Here is a 25,450-nt window from a genome sequence, read left to right on the forward strand (position 1 = left end):
CAAGTTCTGGCGCTGTCTACATTTACTTTTGTCACATAGATTTCTTGCAAGAAAATATATAATTAATTATTTAACTCTTAAAAACAAATTATGATTTACACAAACGATTTCTTTAGTACAGGAAGTACTTTTCCTAGTGATGACTTTGTTCAGTTAATTGACAGTAATACTTTGGAAAATGTCAATTATATAAAAACTACAACCTGGATTGATGGAACTTCAATGGATGACAGCAAAAAAGACTCTGCTATTTATAGAAAGAAAGGCACGGAATATTATGTTCGTGATGTTATTTTTAGAGAAAATATTATCAACGTAAAATGGTTTGGTGCTAAAGGAAATCTAAACAAAGATGACGTAGGTGATAATGATACAGAAGCCTTTATAAAGGCTATTGAAACCGGAACTAAATTATTCCGTCCAAGATTGGATAGCAATGCTCAATTTGGAGGATTTACATTATACATTCCAAATGGAAAATATAAATTAACTGAAACTTTAGTACTCCCCCATAATACAACCCTATTAGGAGAAAGTAAAAAAGGAGTTATTTTACATCAAGCGAGTCCAAATGCATGTATTACTAACATTACAGGGGAGGAATATGATGTGAAGAATCATGTGACAAATTTATTAATGTCAGAATCTATTATTATTAGAAATATAACATTTTCCCAAGGCGGAATTATCTTATATGGGGCGCCGGATTCTATTATTGATGATGTTACTATTACTAGGCTTTTTGGTGTAGGATCAGATTCATATGGGAATGAAGTAAGTACAGGATTAACTATAAAATTGCCTGTAAATATAAAAATTTCGAATTTCAAAGTTCAAAACTCTACAGGAATCGGAATTCTCTATGAAGATTCTCCGGGTTCAGGACCAAGTACAACAGTTACTTTCAATAATATCTGGGTCACAGGATGTAAAACAGGAATGTTAATTAATGGATTATTGACAGGAGCTCATGCCGTTATAACTTCATGGATTCAAAACTCTATTTTTGAATACAATGAAACCGGAGTTGAAATAAAAGGGATTACCCGAAATTTATCTTTTAGGGATATTCATTTTGAGCAAAATAAAAATTATGCTTTGGTAGCATCTGAAAGCGCATCATTCTCCTTGGAAAATATTTGGGCTGATGGATTAACCGCAGGCCACTGTAATGCTAACGATTTTTTAATTAAATATAATGCTGGTTTAACTTCAAATAATATTGTACACTTAAAAAATCTTTTCATAGAATCCGGAATGTTGGTTGAAGATAATTATGAGGGAACGGTGTACGTAGATGGTTTTGTAAATGATTTTAAATATTACGATCAGGATATTAAAATCTATAAAACATTTGGTGATATCGGAGATTTGAACAAAAGACCTTTTAATCCAATTGCAGGTTATAATTTTTATAACACCTCACAAAGTGAACCTCAGTTTTTCGATGGTGCATCATGGAGAAATGCAGACGGTATGGTTGCGGATCTAAAAAGGTACGGAACAACCTCAGAAAGACCTTCAAATAGTTTAGATTATGGATTTACATATTTTGATTTAACTATAGAAAAACCAATCTATTGGCAAGGAACAAAATGGGTAAATGCAGATGGAACTGATGCTTAATTAAAAATCAAAGCCTCATCAATTGATGAGGCTTTGATTATATAGATATTTTACAAGAAAGTAAATTATTACAATCTGAATTAAAACAACCAATCCAAACTTCAACAAAAAAGACTTTTTCGAAATTTTATGTCTGAAAATCAACATTCCAAGCACCGATCCGATTGTTCCGCCCAAAAATGTAATGAATAAAAGTGTATTTTCTGAGATTCTCCTTTGATGTTTAACGGCTTTCCTTTTATCTAAAGCAAAGACTAGGAAAGTGACAAGATTGGCTATTAATAATAAATAAAACATTCCAACAAATCTAACATAAAAAGAATAATAAAAACAAAGTTTCTTAAATTTGTCCAATAAAAGCAAAATCAATGACTGTAATGGATTTGGTAGGAAATTATTCTATTGAAGGTTCCAATCAGGAAGAATCTGACCAACCTTCTTACCATGGTATATTAACTTTATCGATCGATGAAAACAACCGTATTATCGCGCAATGGATAATTGGTGATCATGTACAAAACGGTACAGGATTTTATAAAGATGAGATTTTAGTTCTCAATTTTAATTATAAAGATGATGATCAAAAAGTCTATAAAGGTGTTGCAGTATACCGTTGTTTAAGTAAGGATGTATTGGAAGGTTTTTGGTCTGAGAAACATGGTAATCCTTTGTATTTGGGGAGTGAATATTGTGTGAGAATAAAGAATTCTCAGTTTTTAAATTAATCTAAAACATTTCAGATAAAAACGTCTCAATAACTTCTCTTTGAAGTTACTATATTCAATATTTTAAAATTTCAAAATAAAAAAAGCTGCCTTAATAAAAAAGCAGCTTCTCCCATTTTTATGGTCTAACAATTATTTTTTAGCCTTTACATCTACAGCAATTTCGATGTCTTTGCTGATCATCCATTCTGCAGGATCTGCCTCAGAAGTTCCGAATTTAATTCCCCAATCTGATCTGTTTACAGTAAATTTAGCCTGAACAGCAGCCGAGTTTTCTGTAACATCAACCTTTGCAGGGAAAGTTACGTTAACTGTTTTTCCAGATAAAGTAAGGTTTCCACTTACTGTTTTATTAGCTCCGGCAACTGCATCTTTAGGTGCATCTTTTAAATCAGTTACACTTGTGATTTTGAACTCAGAAGTAGGATTTTTTGTTACGTCAAAGAAATCAGCACTTTTTAAGTGAGTTTCCAAGTCTGCCGGTTTTTTATCTTTTTCCGTTACTGATGCAGGATCTACTTTAATAGAAGCCATGTCGATAACGAAATTACCTGCGGAAAGTTGCCCACCTTCAACATTTAAGTCACCGGATTTCACATTAATTGTTCCCCAACGTGGCGCAAAACCACCTTTATGGAATGCTTTCCAGTTTACTAAAGAAGTTGCAGCATCAACCGCTAAAACTTCACCTTTTCCTTCTGCAACAGTTTTTTCTGTAGCTGTACCAGCAGTTTCTGCAGATTTTTCTTTATTACATGATGCTGCAAGCAAACCTACAGCTACTAATGCAATGACACTAAGTTTTTTCATATTAATTATTGTAAAAATTTATTATTCTGAATTATAAGGTGAACGAAATTATCAAATTAATATTTCACTTCCTTAATTTTAATAGGTCAAAAATAGAAAAAACACTTTTTTATCACCTTAACATACATCAAGAAATGAAAAAAAGTTAATCCTCAACAAGCAAAATTTAATGATTTTAACTGAAATCTATTATAATTGAAAAATATTACATCAAAAACATTTATTACAAATAAAACAAAAGACTAGATAACAAAATTAATTGCCATACAATGATTAAAAATGTATTTTTGACCCTTCAATTTTAAAAACACACATTCCAACCATGTCAAAAAAACTAATTTTATTGTTTATTTTAGGAGCTTTCAATTCATATCAGGCTCAAGAAAAAGCAGAACAAGCTCTAAAAACATTTGAACAAAAATATCCTCAGGAGAAAATCCATCTTCTCTTTAACAAAGAGAACTATGTAGCAGGAGAAAATATTTGGTTTAAATCTTTTGTGTTTGAAGGCTATAGCCCTTCTAATATTTCAACTTCTTTATTTGTTGAATTATATGACAGTAATAAAAATCAAATAAGCAAAAAAATTTTTCCTCTCTTAAATGGAGAAGGGAGTGGCAGCATTTTACTACCTGAAACATTAAAAGAAAATGTTTATTATATAAGAGCTTATACAACTTGGATGGCTAATTTCAGTGAGGATTTTCAATTAATAAAACCTATCATTGTTTACAATCCATCTTCTCCCGAAAAAATCACACCTGATACAAATTCTGCATGGTCAGCTTTTGTTTATCCTGAAAGTGGAACTTTTGTAAATGGTATCAATACAAAATTTGCAGTACGTTTACAATCAAAAGATGTACCTCCGTCAGAATGGGAAGGTTATATATCAGAAATAGATAAACCTGATACGAAAATCGTTACTTTCAAAGGGCTTGATCAAAACGTTGGACTATTTAATATCACTCCGGAAAGTGGAAAAAAATACCAGCTAACTGTTCAAGATAAAAAAGGACAAAAACAAACTATTAATCTGCCTGAAGTTTCATCTTCAGGGCTCAACCTACAAGTGATAAGCAGTGCAGATAATGTTAAATACACTTTAAAAACAAAAAATATTTCACCAGAAGCGCAATATTATAAAGTATTGGGAACCATAAATAATCAGCTTGTTTATAAGGCTAAAATTAATAAAATATCAGACGGACTTCAATATTCTATTCCTAATAACCAATTGATAAACGGAATTTTACAACTTACAGTTTTTGATGACAAAGAAAACATTGTTGCTAATAGACTTACTTTTGTACAGCCTCAATTATTACAAATAAAAAAGCCTGCCCTTCAATCATTATCTATAAAAAATGGTTCTCGTGAAAAAAGCTCTTTTGACATTACTAAAGATATTAATTGTTCAAATTATACCGTCTTAGTAATTGATTCTAATACTAACAGTTCAGAAGAAGAGCAAAGTTTTCTCAGTACATTATGGCTTACGGGTGACATTACATCAAACATATCACATCCTTCTCAATATTTTACCAAAAACCGAAATGTAGATGCTTTGGATGCCCTTTTAATCTCTGAAAAATGGAAACGTTTTGCTTGGAAATACATCATATCAGGAAATTATCCATCGATAAGATACCAACCGGAAAATTATCTTTCCTATAAAGGAAAAGTAAATATTCAAGGGAAACCCGCTCCTAATACAGATCTAAATTTGATGTTTGCTTCAGGATCAGGCACCAAACTCCTTCAGGTAAAAACTGATAATAATGGTTTTTTCACTTTAAATAATCTAGCTTTTGAGAATTCAATGAAGTTTTCATATCAGTTAAATTCAAAAGAATCTAAAAATGAATCATCTGTTTATTTTCAACCTAACTTCAGTTTCATTCCATATAAAAAAGAGTTACCAACAAGTGCATTCAAGCTTACAGAAGAACTACAGAAGATAAATTATCAACAGAAATAACCCGATCAATTACAACTTTAAAGACCCAAAAAGTCATTAATGAAAAAATAACAGATATTGAAGAGGTCGTTATAAAAGGACAGAGAAAAGATAAAACAAAAAAACTGAATAGTGAATTAAGCAGTGGCTTATTCAGAAGTGCTAATGAACAAATTTTTGACTTTGTAAACGATCCTCAGGCTCAAGGTTCAACAAATATTTTACAATGGTTACAAGGAAGAGTTGCCGGTTTGCAGATCCAATCACAAAATGGAACATCTACTCCTTATTTAAGAGGTAGTCAAGTAGGAATATATCTTGACGAGATGCCCATAGAAGCTAATCAAATCTCAAGTCTTTCCGTGTCTGATATTGCGATGGTAAAAGTGATAAAAGGATTTTTTGCAGGTGGTTTTGGAGGAGGAGGAAACGGGGCAATAGCCATCTACACTCGACGAGGAGGTTCTAGTGGATCAATCACTGACTCATCAAAACCTTCGCAGTTAAGGCAAATAACTTTAAATGGTTACGATCAGGAAGCCCCTTTCAATAATCCTAATTATGAAAACCAAAGTTTTAAAGATATTTCACAGGATACACGCAGTGTACTTTATTGGAACCCATATCTGGAAGTTCAAGAAAAAGAACCAACCAATGTACAGTTTTACAATAATGATGATGCGAAAAATTATAAAGTAATTATAATAGGATTTGACAGAAATAATGACACTCCTATTTACTATAATGAAATTCTTCCCTAAAAATCATCTTTAATAAAAAAACATAATAGTCTAACTTCAATGGAGTTAGACTATTATTTTAAGGTACCTTTTGATAAATTAGAAAACTTCATTAAAAAAAGTCAGTATTTTAGCACTTTAATTTTACAGAATGACAAATATTGAATTCATCCAGAAGATAGTAAACATTTCCGAAAAAAGTATCAGTGCAACGCTTCAGTTATTAGCGGAAGATTGTACGATCCCTTTTATATCGCGTTACAGAAAAGACAGAACAGGAAATCTGGATGAAGTACAGATAGAGCAAATTTCAAAGATCAGCAAACAGTTTGAAGAGATTATAAAGCGAAAAGAAACGATTTTAAAATCTGTTGAAGAACAAAACGCCTTAACACCAGAATTTAAACAAAGAATAGAAGAAAGTTTCGATATTCAGGAGCTTGAAGATCTCTATTTACCTTTCAAAAAACGTAAAAAAACAAAAGCTGATGCTGCCAAAGAAAAAGGTTTGGAACCTTTGGCTAGAATTATTATGAGTCAGAAAAGTAATGATTTAGCATTTTTAGCTTCAAAATATTTAAATGAAAACGTTGCATCAGAAGAAGAAGCACTTCAGGGAGCAAGAGACATCATCGCAGAATGGATCAACGAAAATATGTACGTTCGTAAAAATCTCCGTAGATTATTTCAGCGTAAAGCTTTGATTACATCTAAAGTTGTTAAAGCCAAAAAGGATGAAGAAGGCGCACAAAAGTTCTCCCAATATTTCGAGTGGGACGAACCTTTATATAAAACCCCATCTCACAGACTTCTTGCGATGCTAAGAGCAGAATCAGAAGGTTTTGTGAAAACAAATGTCGGAGTTGACAAAGAAGAAGCCATTGATTTTATTGAAAATGCGATCATTAAATCAAATAATGAAAGTTCAGATCAAATTGCATTAGCCATAAAAGACAGCTATAAAAGACTACTAGAACCCGCAATTTCAAACGAAACTTTGCAGGAAGCCAAAGAAAAAGCAGATAAAAAAGCCATTGAAATTTTCGCTGAAAATCTAAGTCAGTTATTATTAGCACCACCTTTGGGAGAAAAAAGAATTCTAGCAATCGATCCTGGATATAAAAGTGGCTGTAAAATCGTGTGTATCGACGAAAAAGGAGATTTACTCCACAACGAAACCATCTACCCTCACGCCCCGCAAAACGAGTCGGGAATGGCGATGAAAAAGATCCGTTCGATGGTAAATGCTTATAATATTGAAGCCATTTCTATCGGAAACGGAACCGCAAGCCGTGAAACTGAATTTTTCATCAAAAAAATAGGATTTGATAAACCTTTGCAAGTTTTTGTAGTTTCGGAGGCTGGGGCATCAGTTTATTCTGCGAGTAAAATTGCAAGAGATGAATTTCCAAGTTATGATGTAACTGTTCGTGGCGCGGTTTCTATCGGAAGAAGATTAGCAGATCCGTTGGCTGAACTGGTTAAAATTGATGCTAAATCAATCGGTGTTGGGCAATATCAGCATGATGTAGATCAAACTCAGTTAAAAAACGAATTGGATTCTACCGTTATGAGGTGTGTAAACTCTGTCGGAATCAATTTAAATACAGCAAGTAAGTCGTTATTAAGTTATGTTTCCGGAATTGGAGAGAAAATGGCTGAAAATATCGTGAATTACCGAGCTGAAAACGGAGCTTTTGAAGACAGAAAACAATTGAAAAAAGTTCCTCGTTTGGGTGAAAAAGCCTATCAACAGGCAGCGGCGTTTATTAGAATTACTCATGGGAAAAATCCGTTGGACAATTCTGCAGTGCATCCTGAAGCTTATAAAATTGTTGAAAAAATGGCAAAAGATCTTGGTATTAAAACCGATGAATTGATCGCCAATAAAGAGAAAATAGAATTAATTCAACCTGAAAAGTACACAACCGACGACATCGGAATTTTAGGAATAAAAGATATTTTAAAAGAGCTTGTAAAACCAGGTTTAGATCCTCGAAAAGCAGCAAAAGTTTTTGAATTCGATCCTAGCGTAAAAAAGATGACAGATCTAAAAGTAGGAATGATTCTTCCGGGAATTGTCAATAATATTACAGCTTTCGGATGTTTTGTAGACCTTGGAATCAAAGAAAGCGGATTGGTTCATATTTCTCAGTTAAAAGAAGGTTTTGTTTCTGACGTAAATGAGATCGTAAAACTACACCAACATGTTCAGGTGCGAGTGACTGAAGTGGATGAGGCGAGAAAAAGGATTCAGTTGAGTATGATTCTTTAATTAAAAATTCATGAAAATTTCAGAATTAAAAGAAAGAAAAACAGTCCGCCGAGCGACACGAAATTTTGATTTGGAAGGTAACCGTATTTATAATGAATTTGAATATGATTTACCTTTCAAAGCTGATTTTTCAGATAGTGAAAAACGAAGAGAATGGGCTAAAATAATTGATTTGATACCTTTCTTTCTTATTTTTCTTTTCATTTTTAAACTGGCTCCAATTCTATCTTTCTTGTTTTCAATCCCACCAGTTATTATTCTTGGAAGTATTACCGAAACAGTTTGGGGAACAACTTTTGGAAAAAAGATTTTTAGAATGATCGTTATTGACGATTTTGGAAATTTCCCCAATTTTTCTACATCATTAAAGAGGAATTTTTTGTGCTTATCCAACTTCTATCCCTCCTTTTCATAATATACCACCAAAGATGTCGCATTTGGAACTCAAACACATTTTAGAACGGATTTAAGTATGCACATGAACAATAAAAACTTTGCAAAACATATATTGTCAAAGAAACCCAGTTGTTGAAAATCAAAAAACTGTTAGAAGAAAAAAAAGTAGCTTAAAATTAAGCTACTTCCTTTTTATTTAAAATCCTTAGAATCTCTCTTCGGTTGCTTCGCTTCCGGCCATTTTGTAACCTGCCCTTTATCATCCAAAGGCATTTCTCTTTTCTCTCTGTTGGTAAATTCCGGATCCTCGGATGCCATGTAAGCCAATGATGCCGTCAAAATTACGTTATTCTTCACCTCATCAAAAACAATCTTGTCATACGTATCTTTAGTCGTGTGCCAAGTATATCCGAAATATCCCCAATTCAGGGAACTTAAAGAAAATCCGGGAACTCCTGCGGCGACAAAAGAAGCGTGATCAGATCCTCCTCCACCAGGCATTCCTGGGAAATCTGTTTTGATTTGATCTTTTACTTTTTTCGGAACTCCATTTAGCCATTTCCCGATGTAATCGTAGGAATTTACAAATCCTTGTCCGCTGATATTCACAACGCGACCTGTTCCGTTATCTTGGTTAAATACAGCCTGTATTCCTTTTATAATTTCAGGATTATCAGCCACAAAACCTCTGGAACCATTCAAACCTTGTTCCTCACTTCCCCAAAGTCCGACAACGATTGTTCTTTTATTATTTGGATAATATTTTTTAAGGATTCTCATCGTTTCAAGCATCGTTAAAACGCCCGTTCCGTTATCTGTTGCACCCTGAGCGCCATCCCAAGAATCAAGATGGGCAGAAAGAATGACATATTCATTTGGTTTTTCTTTTCCTTTGATAATTCCGACGGTGTTAAAAGTTTTAGCATCAGGAAGAACTTTTGACTGAGCTTCAATTTTAATTTTTGGTTTACTGCCTTTTTCAGCCATTCTGAAAAGCATTCCATAATCTTCAACATCAATATCGATCATTGGAATTTTGCTTGTCTTTGCTCCAAAAATTCTGTTGGCACCCATAATTCCTGTCCAGTTGGAAATGGCAATTCCGACAGCACCTGCTTTTTCCAAAGCTTCTGGAAGCGTATTGTTATCATACCCGATATTCTTTACGTAATCACGGAAATCTTTTGAAGCCTGTTCTTTTTCGGCTTTTAATTTTTCATATAATTCTGGCGTTGCAAACTCTTTAATTTGTTCATCAGAACGTCCGATTTTTTGATACTGCGCCATCAAAACGATCTTTCCTTTTGCAGAAGGCAACCATTTATCGAATTCAGCTTTAGAAGAAACTTTAGGAAGAACAACAACTTCAGCTTCAATTGCTTTTTTAGTTGATGGACTCCATGCTAATTGTGTTGCAGATAATGATTTTATGCGAGGATACGTCATGTCTACATGCGTAATTCCTCTTTGCCAGCCTTTCCATGTTCCGAATTGCTGTAGATTGGCATCAACTCCCCAAGAACGAAGTTTTTCGGCCGTCCATTCATTGGCAGAAAGCATTTCAGGAGTTCCAACCAAACGAGGTCCTATCCCATCAAGAAGTTCATATGCCATATCTTCAAGCTGAGAATGGTTATTTACTTCATTCACGAAATTTTCAACAATAGGATTCAGTTTTTCCTGCGAGCCGGTTTGCGCCTGAGCCCATGAAAATTGCACCGCCAATACTACCGCAGGCGTCACAAAAAAGCGATTTATCTTCATAATTTCATTGATTGGGATAAAGATAAAGGAATTCGGGGAAAACTGAGGAGGATAAAGAAGAAAAACAGAATGATTTTTATCTTATGATTGATATTTAAACTTTAGTTTTTAACCATTAAGATTCATTAAGTTGTTAAGAAGATTAAGGTTTTGACTACATAAAGTTTTATTCTAACCACAAAAGATGCAAAAGATTAACACATGAGTTATTTTAAGTTTAATAATAAACTACAAATTAAGAGCACATAAGTTGTTAAAAATCTGTAATTTTTATTCTTTTAAGAACTTTTGTTTTCAAATAAAACACTAGCTTTTGTATATTTTGTGGTTAAAATAAAAAGTTTGAACATATTTATAAACAAAAAAAAACCGACTTCAATGAAGCCGGTTTATATCGATTTTGGGATCGATTATTTTTTTGATTCCTCAACAGAAACTTTTCTGAAATCTTTGAACAATTTGCTTAGTTCTAAAGCTGATTTACGAGCTCTAGTTCCAGCAGCCTTGTTTCCTTTTTCTGCTTGTTGGTTTGCTTCAGCAGTGAATGCTTCAAATTCCGCGTTGATTTTTTCAATTAGTTCTTTCATTATTTTAAAATTTAGGGTGCAAATATAGGTTTTATGGTGGATTTCGCAATAGTTAAGGTCAAAAAAACTTAATAAAAATCGAGAATTATTAAAATTTGGAATGAAAACAAAAAAATTTAAGCCAATTCGCACCCATTTTCCCTCTATCAAAAGCTAATGTAGGGTAAGGCTCAGATTTATTTAAAATAAAAATCAGATTTTCGGGAAGACCTTTTATCGGTTTTATGTAAATTCGCTAAATAACTAAATTATTTGTCTGTAAGTGCCCATGGAGTTGCCAAAGGAATATATTTTACCGAATACGAACATCAGTACACTTTCTATATATGAACTTTTGAAGCATACCCAAACGGCAAATTTTATAGAAAATAAAGATTTCCGAGACATCTACCCTATTGCTTTGGAATCTAATGCCGGAGTATTTACAAGATCAACTTCTGTGATTGATTTCCCCAACGTTTCCGTCAGTCAGGTTGGAACTTCGTTGATTACTGCCTGTTCATGTGATAATGAAACTAATAAACTCTGCGAGCATCAAGCCGAAATTATTCATTCTATTCTGGAGCAGAAAAACTTCCGAATCTTTTTTGATCACAACTTAAGACAAAGATCATTAATGGTAGTCGCCAAAGGTTTTGGATTGGAAAATGAAACAAATCTGGATGCTTATTTTAACATTGAATATACCGATGGAAAATTGGATATTCAACCCAAAATAAAAGAGCTCATTCAAATAGACGAACAGGTTTTTAAATTAGATCTTCTTCCCCAGCGTGTTTCAATATTAGATGAATTAGCAGTTCAGAATACTGACAAAAGACAAATATTGGTTATTGGGAAACATCGCTTTTACAATCAATTAAATTTTTCATTGATGGAAGCTGATATTACTCAATCAGGAAAAGTCAAAAATCCAATTACAACCATTGATCCCATACAACTGATCTGGAAAGCAGAACAGCCCGCAGAGATCAAATTTCACACAGCAATTCTTACCTTTCAAAATAAGTACAGCGAAGAGAAAAGCCCTGCAGAATTACAGGCTTTAAAACTGATCGTTCAGAATCCTTTGGACTTGGATGTTTATTATCACGATCACAATGTAGCTGAAACTATTTCTTCTAAATCCTTAATTCCGGTTCATTTAAACATATTAAAATCAGAAATACAGCTTACCGTTTTCAAGAAAGATCCTTTTTACGAAATTACGGGTGAACTGTTATTCAATGATATTTCACTTCCCTTTAAAAATGTGGTTATCCGAAATGATTATTTTGTTTATTTTCAAAATACACTTAGTATGGTTGATAATCCTGATATGCTTCGTGTGATTAAGTTTTTCAAATCAAACAACGAAATATTAATCATTCATGCATCAAAATATGAGGAATTTTTACAGACTGTTTTATCTTCACTAGAACAGTATATCCATATCAATTACAGCTATATTCGTCAGGCAACTCCGGTGGAATTGGCGGAGAAAGATTTTAAGACTGAACGAATTATCTATTTGCAACAGAAAGGCAATTTTGTATCCATTACACCTGTTATGAAATATGGTTCGGTTGAGGTTGTCGTTTATTCAAGAAAACAATTATTTGATACTGATCAAAATGGAAATCAGTTCACCATCGAACGAAATCATAATGCAGAAGATCGTTTGACTTCAATCATTATGAAACAACATCCTGAATTTGAAGAGCAAATGGACGGAACCGAGTATTTCTACCTCCATAAAGATAAATTTCTGGATGAAAATTGGTTTCTGGAAGCCTTTGAAGCATGGAAAAATGAAAAGATAACCATTCTTGGATTCAATGAATTAAAGAACAATAAATTAAACCCAAATAAAGCTAAAGTAGACATCCAGATCACCAGCGGTGTCGATTGGTTTAATGCTAAATTAGCTGTAAAATTTGGTAAAAAAGAGGCTTCATTAAAACAGGTTCACAGAGCAATTCGTAACAAATCAAAGTTTATTCAGCTTGATGATGGTACTCAAGGTATTTTACCTGATGAATGGATCAATAAAATCACCCGATATTTTCAGGTGGGAGATATTGATGAAGAATTATTGAAAATTCCGAAAATTAATTTTACAGAAATATCAAATCTCTTTGAAAAAGAAATTCTTAGTGATGAGGTACATGCAGAAATTACGACCTATTCAAAACGCTTTTCAACAACCAAAAACATTCCTGAAATTGCCGTTCCTGCTGAATTAAAAGCAGAATTGAGAGATTATCAACGAGACGGATTAAATTGGCTAGGTTTTCTTGATACCTTTAATTTTGGAGGTTGCCTTGCTGACGATATGGGATTGGGTAAAACCATACAGATCATCGCTTTTATCTTGCATCAAAGGGAAAAATATGGACCGACGACCAATCTGATTGTTGTTCCCACTTCTTTGCTGTTCAATTGGCAGGAAGAGATTGAAAAATTTGCACCCTCCATCAAAGTATTGCTTCATTATGGAGCCGACCGGAAGAAAACAACCGAATTGATGCATCAATATGAAGTGGTTTTGATAAGTTATGGAATGCTTCTTTCAGACATTCGTTTTCTGAAAACCTTTCATTTTAATTATATTTTTCTTGATGAATCTCAAGCGATTAAAAACCCAAATTCAGAAAAATACAAAGCTTCCCGTCTTTTACAATCAAGAAATAAGATTGTATTAACCGGAACACCTATTGAAAACAATACTTTTGATCTGTACGGACAACTTTCCTTTGCCTGTCCGGGATTATTGGGAAGTAAGCAATATTTTAAAGATACGTACGCGATCCCGATCGATAAATTTGAATATACCAAACGAGGAACAGAGCTTCAGCAGAAAATAAATCCTTTTATCCTCCGAAGAACCAAAAAGCAAGTCGCCAAAGAGCTTCCTGAAAAAACAGAGATGGTCATTTATTGCGAAATGAATGCAGAACAACGCAAAATTTACGACACTTATGAACGTGAGCTTCGTGAATTTATTTCTGCATCTACCGATGATGAAACCCTCAAAAACAGCATGCATGTTTTGACAGGATTAACGAAACTTCGACAAATTTGTAATTCACCTGCTTTGTTGAAAGAAGGTCATTCAGGAGATAATTCCGTTAAAATAGAGATCTTGACCGAGCAGATTGAAAATAAATCGAAGGAACATAAAATTCTTGTGTTTTCTCAGTTTGTTGGTATGCTGGATCTTATTAAAGCTGAATTAGAAAAGAAAAATATTCCTTTCGAATATCTGACAGGTCAAACTAAAGATCGTGGAACTAAAGTCAATAATTTTCAGACCGATGAAAATATTCGTGTATTTTTAATTAGCTTAAAAGCTGGCGGTGTAGGTCTTAACCTTACCAAAGCAGATTACGTTTATCTCGTAGATCCTTGGTGGAATCCCGCTTCGGAAAATCAGGCTATCGACAGAAGTTACAGAATCGGGCAAACCAAAAATGTGATTGCCGTTCGACTGATCTGCTCTAATACCGTTGAAGAAAAAATCTTAAATCTTCAAAAGAAAAAAAGTAAACTTGCTCAGGGATTAATAAAAACCAGTGAATCAAAATTACAGGGTTTTAGTAAAAGTGATCTTCTGGAAATCTTGGAGTGAAAATTCAACCACAAAAGAGACAAGAGCTTAAACACTTAAGTTATTTTAAGTTAAAAGCAATACGATTAACAAGTACACTTAAGTTTTTGGAAAATCTTTGATTTTCTTTTTATGTGAGCTCTATTATTTTCTACCTATTTAGCTTTTAAAACTTAAGTGCTCTAAAGTGATTAAATAAAAACTTTTGTGCCTTTTGTGGTTAAAAAATTCAGCTAGCTTTTATATATCATTAAATTAAAAATTGATTTCATTGAAAATAATTTAAAAATAAAATTACATTTAGTATATTTGATTTTTATAATTTTGCATCATGAGCGATCAATTAGAAACTATAGCAGATTACTACAAACGGATCAGAGAAAACAAAAATAAAATGTTTGATACTGATGATTTTGAAACAGGAAAATCGCATTTCAATATTTCTATGCGAAAGTATTGTAGTTTTAAAAGTCCGTACAATCGTCGTGATTATTACAAGATCAGTTTTATTATTGGTAAAGGAACTTTTCAATACGGGCAGCAACAATTGTATATTGATCGTCCTGCTCTATTTTTCCCGTCTCCCAATATTCCTTATTCGTGGGAATGTGACGGAGACCTTCAGGAAGGCTATTTTTGTTTGTTTAATCAGGAGTTCTTTAATGGAAATTCAGAGTTTAAATTATTCAAGAAAACATCATTATTTAAAGAATGGAGTATGCCGATTGTTTTTCTGACAGAAGAGCAAACTCAGCTTGTAACCGTCTATTTTGAGCAGATGTATAGACTAAATAACTCTTCTTACCCATTTCAATGCAACAGTATTAAAAACCATTTGGCATCCGTTCTACATCTCGCTTTAGAAAACCGTGTAGAAGATATTGATCCTAATGAACTTCCGGCTAATATTAGATTATATCGACTGTTTGACGAACTCCTCAACAAACAGTTTCCGTTGGATTCTCCGGCTTATCCGTTAACTTTAAAAACTGCTTCGGACTTTGCAGAACATCTTAATGTGCATGTGAATCATTTAAATTCTTCTGTAAAATCGGTCGCTAATCTTACCACCACTCAAATCATCAAGGAAAGAATGTTTGAGGAATCTAAAAATCTGTTGAAATACACCAACTGGGATATTTCAGAAATTGGCTACACGTTAGGATTTGATGAACCATCTCATTTCAACAACTTCTTTAAAAAGCATGCGAACACTTCTCCGCTTAAATTTAAGAGCACCGTATAATTCTTTGAATTTTGTAATTTTTACTTTGTCTTTTAAAATTCATATTAATGATACTTTCTCTATTTTTGTATCGTTAAAAAATGAATAAACATGTTGTTGAAAGAAGCATCTGAAAAACGCATCAGATTAGTTACGATAATGGCCTTTATATCGATTCCGCTTTCGGGGTTTGTGACGGATATTTATTTACCCTCATTTCCATCGATGGCCAAAGGAATGCAGGTTTCGGAAAAAGATATCCAAATTACATTAACATCGTATTTACTGAGTTATGGGATTTGTCAGTTATTTGTAGGAAATATTCTGGATAATATCGGACGTTACAGACCTAAGTTAGTGGCACTATTCTTTTTGATCATCAGTAGTATTTTGATCACGATGACGAATAGTATTTTATTGATTTGCCTTCTCCGAATCCTTCAGGGTGCTGCCGTTTCTGTTCTGGTAGTAGCGACCCGTGCTATTTTCGTAGATATTTATGATGCGGAAAAAGTGAAACATTATTTAAGTTATTTCACGATCGTTTGGTCTTGTGGACCTATTTTAGCGCCTTTTCTTGGTGGCTATCTTGAGAAATTGTTTAACTGGCATGCGAATTTTTATTTCCTGGCCTTCTACGCAGGAGCAATATTTCTTTTTGAATTATTCTTTAGTGGTGAAAGTCTTCCAGAAAAGAAGAAAGTTAGTTTTTCAGAAAATATCAAATTGTATCAGATGATGTTGAAGAACCGCATTTTTATGTTGGGAATCTTCATTTTAGGATTAAGTTATTCGATTGTGATGTTGTTTAATATTACAGGTCCTTTTATTATTGAAAATACTTTTCATTTCACCCCGGTTGTGATTGGATATTGTACTCTAATTTTAGGATTCTCATGGATGATCGGCGGATTTATTGGAAAAAAGAGAATTTCGTTAGGTTTTAATTCCCGTATTTTACAGCCTGTTATTATACAATTGGTTTTAATTGCCAGTTTAATTGCAGTAAGTTACTTTGCACAGAGTCTTTACATTACGATTCCTTTTGCATTTTTTATTCATATCTGTTCAGGAATTTTATTTACCTCATTTTTCACGACAAGCATGTTGTATTTCCCTAAAAATGCAGGAACAGCGGGCGGATTAATGGGCGGATTGGTCTATATCATTACTTCCCTTACCAGCTTTATTATTTCTGTAAGTGGAAACGTTAGCGAACAAAAAGATCTGGGTTGGCGATACCTGATTATTGCAGCTTTACTTTTTGGAATTATTCTTATCATGAGTAAAACTTTGAAAAAAGAAAAAGCAGAGAATTGATCTCTGCTTTTTTCATTATTTTCTTAAATGGAGGAATAGATTTACATTTTCCGGCTCTCGTCCGATGCTGATTTTGGCTTCATCATACCCAGCTTGTTTTGCAAGATCATACAATTGTTCTTCGGAGCGATGATTTAAATACCAATCACCAAAAAACTCCATGTATGCTCTGTTTGGATTATAGTTTTCGTTGAAATTACCTATAATTATTTCACCATCATCTTTTACCCATTCTTTGAGTCTTTTTATTAACATAACGAATGCTTTATCATCAAAGTAATCAAAAAGCCCGGCAGACCAAATAATGTCAAATTTATTCTCTGTATTAAAACGAAAAATATTTTTTTTGATAAATGCGATTTTATCTAAATGAGGTTTGTTTAATATTTTTGCATACATAATGGCTTTTTCGTCCATTTCAACGCAAGTAGTTGCTATCTCTAGCTGTGGGTTTTCATTATATAATTCATAAAGATCGCGTGCTGGCCCGCTTGCTAAATTCAAAAGATTTCCTCCTTGTTTTAAACTCTGCGATACCTTTCTCTTAAAATAGCTTTTCCTATTTCTAACGGCCTTTGCCGAGGGGATTGAAATGGAATACTTATCCCATTTTGGAAATTTAGAAGAAACTTCTTTAGTGTATATCCTGTCGATAATGTGAAAATCACCGGCATACCCATGAGGTTTTGTTAAAATATGACCCATTATTGATTTTTGATCTTTCAGAGATTCACATTTATTTATAAGGTTTTGTATTTCATCGGGTGCCAATTTGTTTTCATTAATCTGACAAGCCAGCTCATTGATCATTACTGTAAGTTCATCAAATTCTTCAATTGCAGGACCTTCATGAGAAATTATTTCATTCATTCTTTCAAGAAGTAGTGTAGTTTCCATTATGTTATTAGTATTTAATTGTGAACGGCTTTATAATAACTACCATAAAATGATATTTTAAACTTCATTCAATCAACTTATCCCATAATTTATCATTTCTTAGTGACTAATTTAAGAAATATTTCATTATTAATTATGCATTAATTTTAAATTATTATAATGTTTTTATTAAATTAATTTTGATTTAATTATTAATTCCATTCACCATCATCTAAAATCAACAAGCTCAGGATTTTCTCTGATTAGAAATCAGTAAAGTTTTAAAAGATAATTTTTACCTTTTTATATCATTACTGACTTCTCTGTTTTAATAATGATCATCACATTAATCATGAGCTCAAAAGCATTTATCCCGAAAAAGATACTACATTATTACTAGCACACTTCGTTAACTCTATAGTTGTCAAAACATTAAAAATTGAAGTAGATATGCAGTAATCCTTTTTCAAACTAAAGAGGATATATTTGAAATGTAAATAGTAATTAATTTATTTATTACAAAGCAAGGGTTGTTCTAGTTCTTTATTCTCTCCCCTGCTTTTATTTTAAAAGTGCCTACAAATATCGATTTGTAGTTTTCATATGATCATAGAGTTACGGAAATACTCACACTTTATGTTTATGTTTTTTGTGTACAGGGGCGATCCCAAGCCCCTGTTTTTTTTAAACAAAAGATAACTCCACAATTTCTTTTCAAAAAATGTTCTATAATTTTTCCGTTAAAAATTAATTTTATTAATCAGAATAGTCTTTCAGTAGCTGTCTATAACTCATCAATATAGATGATTTTGAAATGAATCCCACAAATTTATTGTTTTGATCCACAACGGGAAGATTCCAAACGCCGGTGTCATCGAATATCTGAAGGATTTCTAAAGGTTTATCTTCCTGATGAATAATTGCCGGTGGAGCTTTCATAATTTTAATAATACTTGCCGAAGTATCTGTATCTGAAAATAAAAACGGTCGTACATCATCTATTGTAAGAATTCCGCGCAATGTTTTAGCATCATCAACCACTCCGAAAATATTTTTGGTTCCGTCTTTTACGAGCTCAAATAAATCTGCTATTGAAGCATTTTCATTCACTGTTTCTGAAAACCTGTCGATAAAATCTTCTGTTTTTAATGAAAATAATAAATTCTTATCATGTTTATTCGTGAAAATTTTCCCTTGATCTGCCAATGATTTTAATTCAGGAGAAATCGGAGAAAACCATTTGGCGATGAGGTACGACATGATAGAAACGATCATTAAAGGTATAAAAAGATCATATCCAAAACTCGATTCAGCGATTAGAAATATTGCCGTAAGTGGTGCATATAATACGCCACTCATCGCGCCCGCCATTCCTACAAGAACGAGATTGGTTACCGGAACATCCGAAAATCCAAGATGTTGGCAAATCAAAGCAAATAAATATCCAACAGTTCCACCTGCAAAAAGTGAAGGCGCAAAATTACCGCCATTACCACCACTGAAAATAGTAAAAGACGTCGCAAAAGCCTTTAACAGACATACCAACACTAAAAATATAATGACTGTCCACTCCTTAATTTCAAAATATCTGAAAAAACTGTTTTCAATAATTGAATGGGTATTTCCATTCGTAAAAGCCTTTACCGTATCGTAACCTTCCCCAAATAAAGGTGGAAAAAGCACACAAAGCAACGATAAAACAGCCCCGCCAAACATTGCTTTTCGCAAACGAGACATGTTTAGACCCTTTATAAAATGTTCAACTTTTTGAGATACAATCACAAAATATCGCGCGTACAATCCCGTCGCAATCCCTAAAATAAGGTAATAGGGAACGTTTTTATAATTAAAAGGCTCTCTGGTATAAAATCTGAAAAGAATATCTTCCTGAAGTAAAATTCTCGATAAAAGACTTCCGCAAACTGCTGCAACAACCAAAGGAATAAAATCTGTGAAGACAACTCCCGTCAGTAAAATTTCAAATGCAAACATGATTCCTGCAATCGGCGCATTGAAAGCCGATGCAATACCTGCTGTTGCTCCCGCAGCCAACAATAACGTACGTTCTTTATAACTTAAACGGTAGGTTTGAGCAAAATTTGATCCGATTGCAGCCCCAGTAACCGCAATTGGACTTTCCAGACCGGCAGAACCTCCAAGTCCAACTGTAATCGCGCTTTGAACGATTTGAGAATACATTTTAACAGAAGAAACTATACTTGAATTCTGAGCAATTTCGTATAAAATAGCGCCAATTCCTTTTCTGTCCTGACCTTTAAACAGCGTAAGAACAATGCTTGTTGTAAGAACAATTCCTAAAAAAGGAAAAACAACGTAGAATAATATCTGATATTCAAAATGAACTTTAGTCGTAATAAAATTATGAATATGATGAACAAGTGTTTTCAGTATAACCCCCGCCAGCCCGGCACTACACCCTACAATAATACCCGAAAGAACAAGGAACTGACTACGACTTAACCTGTTATTTAACCAATGAAGAATCAGTTCATAACTTCTTACTTTTTCAAGTCCATATTTTTGAAAATCTCTTTTGAATTTTAGAAAACTTAGGTATTTTCTTTTATTATCAATTTTCACTTCTTTGAATATTTTAATTCCACCATTAAGTAAGCGGGATGTAAATTTAGGGAATTAAATTTTGTTTTTTCGATGACCGTTTAATTGATTTTATTAACAGTTTCCTTACAAAATAAAAAAACCTGCCTTATAAAAGCAGGTTTACTATTTTTTAAAAAAATTAAGGTTTCCAAAAAGACCATTTACTGCCATTAAAAACAGCCAAACGTTTCGCTCCGGCTTTGTTGACATAAACCATCATTCCAGGAGAAGGGCTTGGGATATTTTGCACATCCTGTACAATGGGTAAAATCATTGCTTTGGTTGTAGATTCTAAGACCACTACTCCATTTGCAGTACTAGATGGCGCTCCAATGATTATTTTTTCACTAGACGTTTCAGCCAATTGCGCTACAGTAACCTGAGTTGCCATAGTGCTTGTGATTGCAGCGTCCTGACCGCTTAAATCTACCCACGATCCGTTGTAATATTTTACACGGGCTTTCGTGCCATCGGTTGCATCAAGAACCAATGTTCCTTCTGTTGGAGAAGATGGCAATGTTCTTACATAAGGTAAAATAAGTCCTTTATTTTGGTTCGGAGCAAAATCTAATAACACAGAAGTTTTTATTGTTGATGTTCCAACAGCGTCTCCTATAATGATTTGAGCGTTCGAAAATAGAGTTATTCCTATAAATATTGTTGATAATATCGCTTTCATTTTTAATTGAATTTTTATGTGGAAATTTTTTAATAATAATTAATCTGATTTTTCTTAATTCAAATTAATTATGGACAAGTTGGAGTATTAAAACAGCTCCATGCCGTTCCATCATATAGTTTTAAACATTTTACAGTAGTATCATACACCATCATTCCTTCTTGTGGAGAAACCAAAGCAGTTACCTGAGCTGTCGTTAGCCTGGAAATTACAAATCCTTTATTATTAGATTCTAAAACCATGTGAGCCGATTTTCTGCTTGACGGCCAGCTGCCATTGTTAGGAGAAGCTTTTTGCAAAAGTGAAAAACCTACTTTGCTGTCTGCTCCTGCTGTTGCGGTATTCGCGTCATTATAACAAACGCATCTACGTATAAAATAATCATTTGTTCTGGGATAATAAGTATCACCAAATATTGGGGAAGCAGTTGACAAAAAGTTAGTTGTTGATCCATTCATCCCCTGTTGTTTGATTTCAAACTTAAAGGTTTCATCGGGTTCGTAAACAGCGTCATTTACAGATGCAATATTAATCGTGATTCCGTCTTCGTCATTCGTTGGACTTGAGTACCCGGGAGTAGATCCACCGTCATAGTTTCCGTTGGGTATGGTCACCAAATAAATACTGCTTCCTGCCGTATGAGTCACCACAGGCGTACCATTTGAATTAGCAACACCCGTAACCGTAATATCATTATCTGACGCTACCGCTGTACCATTTACAGGATCGATCATCTGAAAAGCCACCGTAGTTGCAGAGGTTACAGCACCATTAATTCTCATAAATAAATTACCGTTACTAGAACCTTCACAAGATGATAAAGCATTAGAAAATTTTAAATCAATTAGTGGATTTAATGTAATCTTAATATCATCCAGTAAATTTCCTGAACCAGGGCCACCTCCATTTACAAGCGCTCGAAATCCTACTCTGTAGACACCTGAAGCACCTGTAAAATTATAAATTCCGGTATTATTCGACCAAGCATTAGTTGCAGAAGGCACAACTGTCTGTCTTACTGTAGCAATATTTACCTGGTTTTGATCTTCAATAACCATTGCTGCCTGTTCTGCCGTATTTACTCTGGCTCTGTGCTTAAAACTGAAACTAATGTTATCTCCATTGGCCAAATACATATTTTGATAGATCATTGAACTTACATAGGCATTCAATTCGACAAAATTTGATCCATTAGCAGCAGGCACTCCACCGAAACCAGAACCCCAAACTTCAATAGGATGACAAGCTCCTGAGAACCCGGCCGTACAGGCTCCATCCTGAGTTGGGTGTGAAGTATACCATGGGGAAGTAACCGTTGATCCGGCATCAAAAGAGGCACCAAAACCAAAGTTAGCATCATTTTGTACAACAGATAAATTGGCCACACCAAATTCAAGACTGGGGTTTACAATAACCCTCGTCTGTGCTTGGTAATTTTGCGAAAAGGCTAAAGATAAAATTCCAGGTAATACAAAACGTAGTGCATTAGCTGAAAACATAGAACTTCGTAAAAAGGTTTTCATGGTTTATTAAAATGTTTTATAAGGGTGAAAAAAATTTATGATGAAGAAAAAAATTTAAAATAAAACAAGCTTTTTCCCATAGGAATGAACTGAACATAAGAATTCATTAAAAAATATCACTTTCAGGGGGAGTTTCCGGTGACTATTTTTTAAGGTCTATATTTCTAATGAAAAGAGGAAAAGATTACATGAGAGGAAAAGCAAAAAGAGCTTAAGATTAAAAACTCTTGAATCATTTAAGAAGTTTAAATTTTTCATATAATATTTAAAATTATAATAAATTTTTCTTTAATTATAAATTTTATGATTGCAAAAGTAATAAAATAATTAATGAAATTAGATTAATTTTCTTTAATAAATATTTCATAATCCGTTTACTACAGCCACTTTTAAAACATCTTAATATTTGTGATTATCAATAATTTAATTCAAAAGCAGAAGAATTATTGTTAAACACTATGCAAAGAATATTAATTTTATAAAATACCCGTAAAACAATTAGAGAAACTTCATCAATAAAAAAATATGAATTAATTGAATAAAAGAATGTTAAATGATAAATATCAGAAAATATTTTATGAAAAATTAGTTTTAATTGAAACTAATTTTAGGTATATTTGTTAGAGTAAGAGAATGAAAACGAATAAATTTTGTTGAATTTATTTCAGAAAGTTTGTCATTCCGGAGGAATCTCCATATCGTAAATATAAAGCATAATGTAGATTCCTCCGGAATGACAAAGTGTATGTTTTCTTTAATCAATTAATTTTATTATTGATAAAATATGCCTGCAAAACATAATACAATATCAGAATTAGCCTTAGAACTAGGTCTTGCAATGGGCGAAATGAAAAACCGTCTGCGACAGAAAATTCAGGCAAAAATTAATGAATATGATCCTGATCTGTCTTTCGAACTTATAGAAATAATGGGACTTCTCTCCCGTAACGACGGTATCAATCAGCAGGAAATCGGCATTAAGGTAAGTAAGGATAAATCAAGCATAACTTATCTGATTAACAGTCTTGTAAAACGTGAATTCGTTCAACGTATCGAAAATAAAAACGACAGAAGAAACAAGCAAATTTATCTTACGGATAAAGGAAAACAAATCGTAGAAACGGTGTATCCATGGGCATTAGAGCTTTACGAAAAAGCCGCAGGTGATTTCAGTGAAAATGAAATAAAAAATGCTCTTCTTTTAGTTAAAAAAATGACAACAAATCTCGAATAACTAAGTTTTAAATTAATCTAATATGAGAACAATACTGGTACCGATTGATTTTACCTCAACCACAGAAAATGCCGTAAAAGTTGCTACACAATGGGCAAAACAATATGAATACGAGCATATTATACTGTTGAAAACTTCTGACGAATCCGAATTCGATTATCTGCATATTGCGGAAGGCCATTCATTTGTAAATGAAGAAAGTATCAACAGCCTTCTGGAAAAAACGGAATTATTATTGAAAAATTTATCCAATATCATTCTTGAAAAATTTCCTGATCTTAAAGTTTCAAAAGCAGTAAGCAACTGGACTTTAACAAGAAGTATTAATGATATTGTAAAACAACAACCGTCGATAGAACTGATTGTTTTGGGAAGTGACGATCAGGCGGTTTCCAGCGACAGTGTAGTTTCGGAAAATATTATAAATATTGCAAGAACAAGCCCTGTAAAAACTTTAATTGTTCCCAACGGTTACAGCTACAGCGAAATTAAAAATATTCTTATTCCGTGCGACATCAATGGAATTACAAAACTGGAAAGACTGTTTAACCATAAATATATCATTCGCAAGCAGGATGTTCAATTGATGTTTTTAAATATTCATACAAAAGAAAATCAAACAATTATAGAAGAAAAAAAGGCTGAAATTCAGGAATATATTCATCAACATTTAACCGAAATCCCAAGCACAATCTATTATTCTTACGATAAAAATATTGTTAACGGAATTCTGACTTTTGCATCCTCAAATAAAACAGATCTTATTATTGCGCTGCCTGGAAAGCATAGTTTTCTGTATTTTTTAACAAGTACAAGTATTTCGGAAGGGATTTATCAAAATGTAAATCAACCTGTTTTGATATTAAAATAAAACCTACTGACAGACTCTTGTCACAAACCTGATTTATTTTTGTGGAATAATTTAAAATCTTCAAAAATGAATTTAGTATCAATCCGTATCATTACCGCTAATATTGAAAGTTTAGTAAAATTTTATGAGCAAATAACAGGAATTACAGCCATCCAATACACTCCCGATTTTGCTGAATTAAAAACCTCAACAGCCACAATCGCTATTGGAAGTACAAAAACTTTGCAATTTTTTGGCGGAGAAAATATAGCACAACCCGCTCAAAACCGTTCTGTCATAATAGAATTTTTAGTAGACGATGTAGACAAGGAATTCGAGCGATTAAGAGATTTCTTATCTTCTCATATTGTACAGGAACCGACCACGATGCCTTGGGGAAATAAATCTTTGTTATTCAGAGATCCTGATGGAAATTTAGTTAATTTTTTTACACCGATTTCAAAAGAAGCGGTTGAAAAATTTAATTCAAATTGATTTTAATGAAGCTTTTTTAAGCTTTTTATTTTAACCACAAAAAAAACAAAAGATTAACACTTTAGTATATTAAGTTCATTAATAAACTACAAATTAAGAACACATAAGTTTTTAAAAATCTTTGATTTTTATTCTTTTGAGAACTTTTGTTTTC

Annotated in this window: 20 protein-coding genes; 12 read left to right on the plus strand and 8 right to left on the minus strand. The window is 33.0% G+C overall.

The features are described 5' to 3' along the window. The first annotated feature begins 90 nt into the window (after positions 1–90). Positions 91–1,626, plus strand: coding sequence for a glycosyl hydrolase family 28-related protein (locus SB689_RS03930; protein ID WP_410690829.1), 1,536 nt, complete (start codon positions 91–93; stop codon positions 1,624–1,626). Positions 1,627–1,644: 18 nt separating this feature from the next. Here SB689_RS03930 and SB689_RS03935 read toward each other — a convergent pair whose 3' ends face one another. Continuing rightward, positions 1,645–1,923 (minus strand): DUF1294 domain-containing protein, encoded by a 279-nt coding sequence (locus SB689_RS03935; RefSeq protein ID WP_410690830.1) that lies wholly within the window; start codon positions 1,921–1,923, stop codon positions 1,645–1,647. Between the two features lie 71 nt (positions 1,924–1,994). Between SB689_RS03935 and SB689_RS03940 the strand changes: the two genes are divergently transcribed. Further along, the gene (locus tag SB689_RS03940; RefSeq protein ID WP_410690832.1) at positions 1,995–2,351 is read left to right on the plus strand and encodes a hypothetical protein; all 357 of its coding nucleotides are present in this window, start codon (positions 1,995–1,997) and stop codon (positions 2,349–2,351) included. A 132-nt stretch (positions 2,352–2,483) separates the two neighbouring features. Here the strand turns inward: SB689_RS03940 and SB689_RS03945 are convergent, their stop codons facing one another. After that, a complete protein-coding gene (locus SB689_RS03945; protein ID WP_410690834.1) occupies positions 2,484–3,161 on the minus strand; it encodes a YceI family protein in 678 nt (225 codons plus the stop codon). 322 nt (positions 3,162–3,483) lie between these two features. Here SB689_RS03945 and SB689_RS03950 point away from each other — a divergent pair, with 322 nt between their 5' ends. From SB689_RS03950 to SB689_RS03965, 4 genes are all read left to right on the plus strand, one after another. Then, positions 3,484–5,142, plus strand: coding sequence for a hypothetical protein (locus tag SB689_RS03950; RefSeq protein WP_410690836.1), 1,659 nt, complete (start codon positions 3,484–3,486; stop codon positions 5,140–5,142). Positions 5,143–5,294: 152 nt separating this feature from the next. Then, complete coding sequence (locus SB689_RS03955) at positions 5,295–5,882, plus strand: TonB-dependent receptor plug domain-containing protein (RefSeq protein WP_410691286.1); 588 nt, start codon at positions 5,295–5,297, stop codon at positions 5,880–5,882. A gap of 130 nt (positions 5,883–6,012) precedes the next feature. Further along, positions 6,013–8,136: a Tex family protein gene (locus tag SB689_RS03960; RefSeq protein ID WP_410690837.1), complete on the plus strand. Its 2,124-nt coding sequence runs from the start codon at positions 6,013–6,015 to the stop codon at positions 8,134–8,136. A 10-nt stretch (positions 8,137–8,146) separates the two neighbouring features. Then, complete coding sequence (locus tag SB689_RS03965) at positions 8,147–8,551, plus strand: RDD family protein (RefSeq protein WP_410690838.1); 405 nt, start codon at positions 8,147–8,149, stop codon at positions 8,549–8,551. A 173-nt stretch (positions 8,552–8,724) separates the two neighbouring features. Here the strand turns inward: SB689_RS03965 and SB689_RS03970 are convergent, their stop codons facing one another. Next, the gene (locus SB689_RS03970; RefSeq protein WP_410690839.1) at positions 8,725–10,296 is read right to left on the minus strand and encodes a M20/M25/M40 family metallo-hydrolase; all 1,572 of its coding nucleotides are present in this window, start codon (positions 10,294–10,296) and stop codon (positions 8,725–8,727) included. Positions 10,297–10,706: 410 nt separating this feature from the next. Then, positions 10,707–10,883, minus strand: coding sequence for a histone H1 (locus tag SB689_RS03975; protein WP_054509314.1), 177 nt, complete (start codon positions 10,881–10,883; stop codon positions 10,707–10,709). 268 nt (positions 10,884–11,151) lie between these two features. Between SB689_RS03975 and SB689_RS03980 the strand changes: the two genes are divergently transcribed. The 3 genes from SB689_RS03980 to SB689_RS03990 all read left to right on the plus strand — a co-directional run bounded on the left by SB689_RS03980 (position 11,152) and on the right by SB689_RS03990 (position 17,017). Continuing rightward, complete coding sequence (locus SB689_RS03980) at positions 11,152–14,493, plus strand: SNF2-related protein (RefSeq protein WP_410690840.1); 3,342 nt, start codon at positions 11,152–11,154, stop codon at positions 14,491–14,493. A 310-nt stretch (positions 14,494–14,803) separates the two neighbouring features. Then, complete coding sequence (locus SB689_RS03985) at positions 14,804–15,718, plus strand: helix-turn-helix domain-containing protein (RefSeq protein ID WP_410690841.1); 915 nt, start codon at positions 14,804–14,806, stop codon at positions 15,716–15,718. 93 nt (positions 15,719–15,811) lie between these two features. Continuing rightward, positions 15,812–17,017: an MFS transporter gene (locus SB689_RS03990; RefSeq protein WP_410691287.1), complete on the plus strand. Its 1,206-nt coding sequence runs from the start codon at positions 15,812–15,814 to the stop codon at positions 17,015–17,017. A gap of 15 nt (positions 17,018–17,032) precedes the next feature. On the opposite strand, the gene SB689_RS03995 is transcribed toward SB689_RS03990, so the two are convergent. From SB689_RS03995 to SB689_RS04010, 4 genes are all read right to left on the minus strand, one after another. Beyond that, entirely contained in the window at positions 17,033–17,887 is an 855-nt protein-coding gene (locus tag SB689_RS03995; protein ID WP_410690842.1) for a class I SAM-dependent methyltransferase, read from the minus strand. 762 nt (positions 17,888–18,649) lie between these two features. Next, on the minus strand, positions 18,650–20,494 hold the full coding sequence (locus SB689_RS04000) for a chloride channel protein (protein ID WP_410690843.1): 1,845 nt from the start codon (positions 20,492–20,494) through the stop codon (positions 18,650–18,652). 160 nt (positions 20,495–20,654) lie between these two features. Further along, on the minus strand, positions 20,655–21,194 hold the full coding sequence (locus tag SB689_RS04005) for a hypothetical protein (protein WP_410690844.1): 540 nt from the start codon (positions 21,192–21,194) through the stop codon (positions 20,655–20,657). Between the two features lie 68 nt (positions 21,195–21,262). Then, the gene (locus tag SB689_RS04010) at positions 21,263–22,717 is read right to left on the minus strand and encodes a hypothetical protein (RefSeq protein ID WP_410690845.1); all 1,455 of its coding nucleotides are present in this window, start codon (positions 22,715–22,717) and stop codon (positions 21,263–21,265) included. A gap of 784 nt (positions 22,718–23,501) precedes the next feature. Here SB689_RS04010 and SB689_RS04015 point away from each other — a divergent pair. From SB689_RS04015 to SB689_RS04025, 3 genes are all read left to right on the plus strand, one after another. Further along, positions 23,502–23,951, plus strand: coding sequence for a MarR family winged helix-turn-helix transcriptional regulator (locus tag SB689_RS04015; RefSeq protein WP_410690846.1), 450 nt, complete (start codon positions 23,502–23,504; stop codon positions 23,949–23,951). A gap of 22 nt (positions 23,952–23,973) precedes the next feature. Continuing rightward, on the plus strand, positions 23,974–24,822 hold the full coding sequence (locus tag SB689_RS04020) for a hypothetical protein (protein ID WP_410690847.1): 849 nt from the start codon (positions 23,974–23,976) through the stop codon (positions 24,820–24,822). Between the two features lie 66 nt (positions 24,823–24,888). Then, positions 24,889–25,296: a VOC family protein gene (locus SB689_RS04025; RefSeq protein WP_410690848.1), complete on the plus strand. Its 408-nt coding sequence runs from the start codon at positions 24,889–24,891 to the stop codon at positions 25,294–25,296. Positions 25,297–25,450: the final 154 nt, after the last annotated feature.

It is taken from the genome of Chryseobacterium sp. SIMBA_038, assembly GCF_046535115.1.
GTDB lineage: Bacteria > Bacteroidota > Bacteroidia > Flavobacteriales > Weeksellaceae > Chryseobacterium.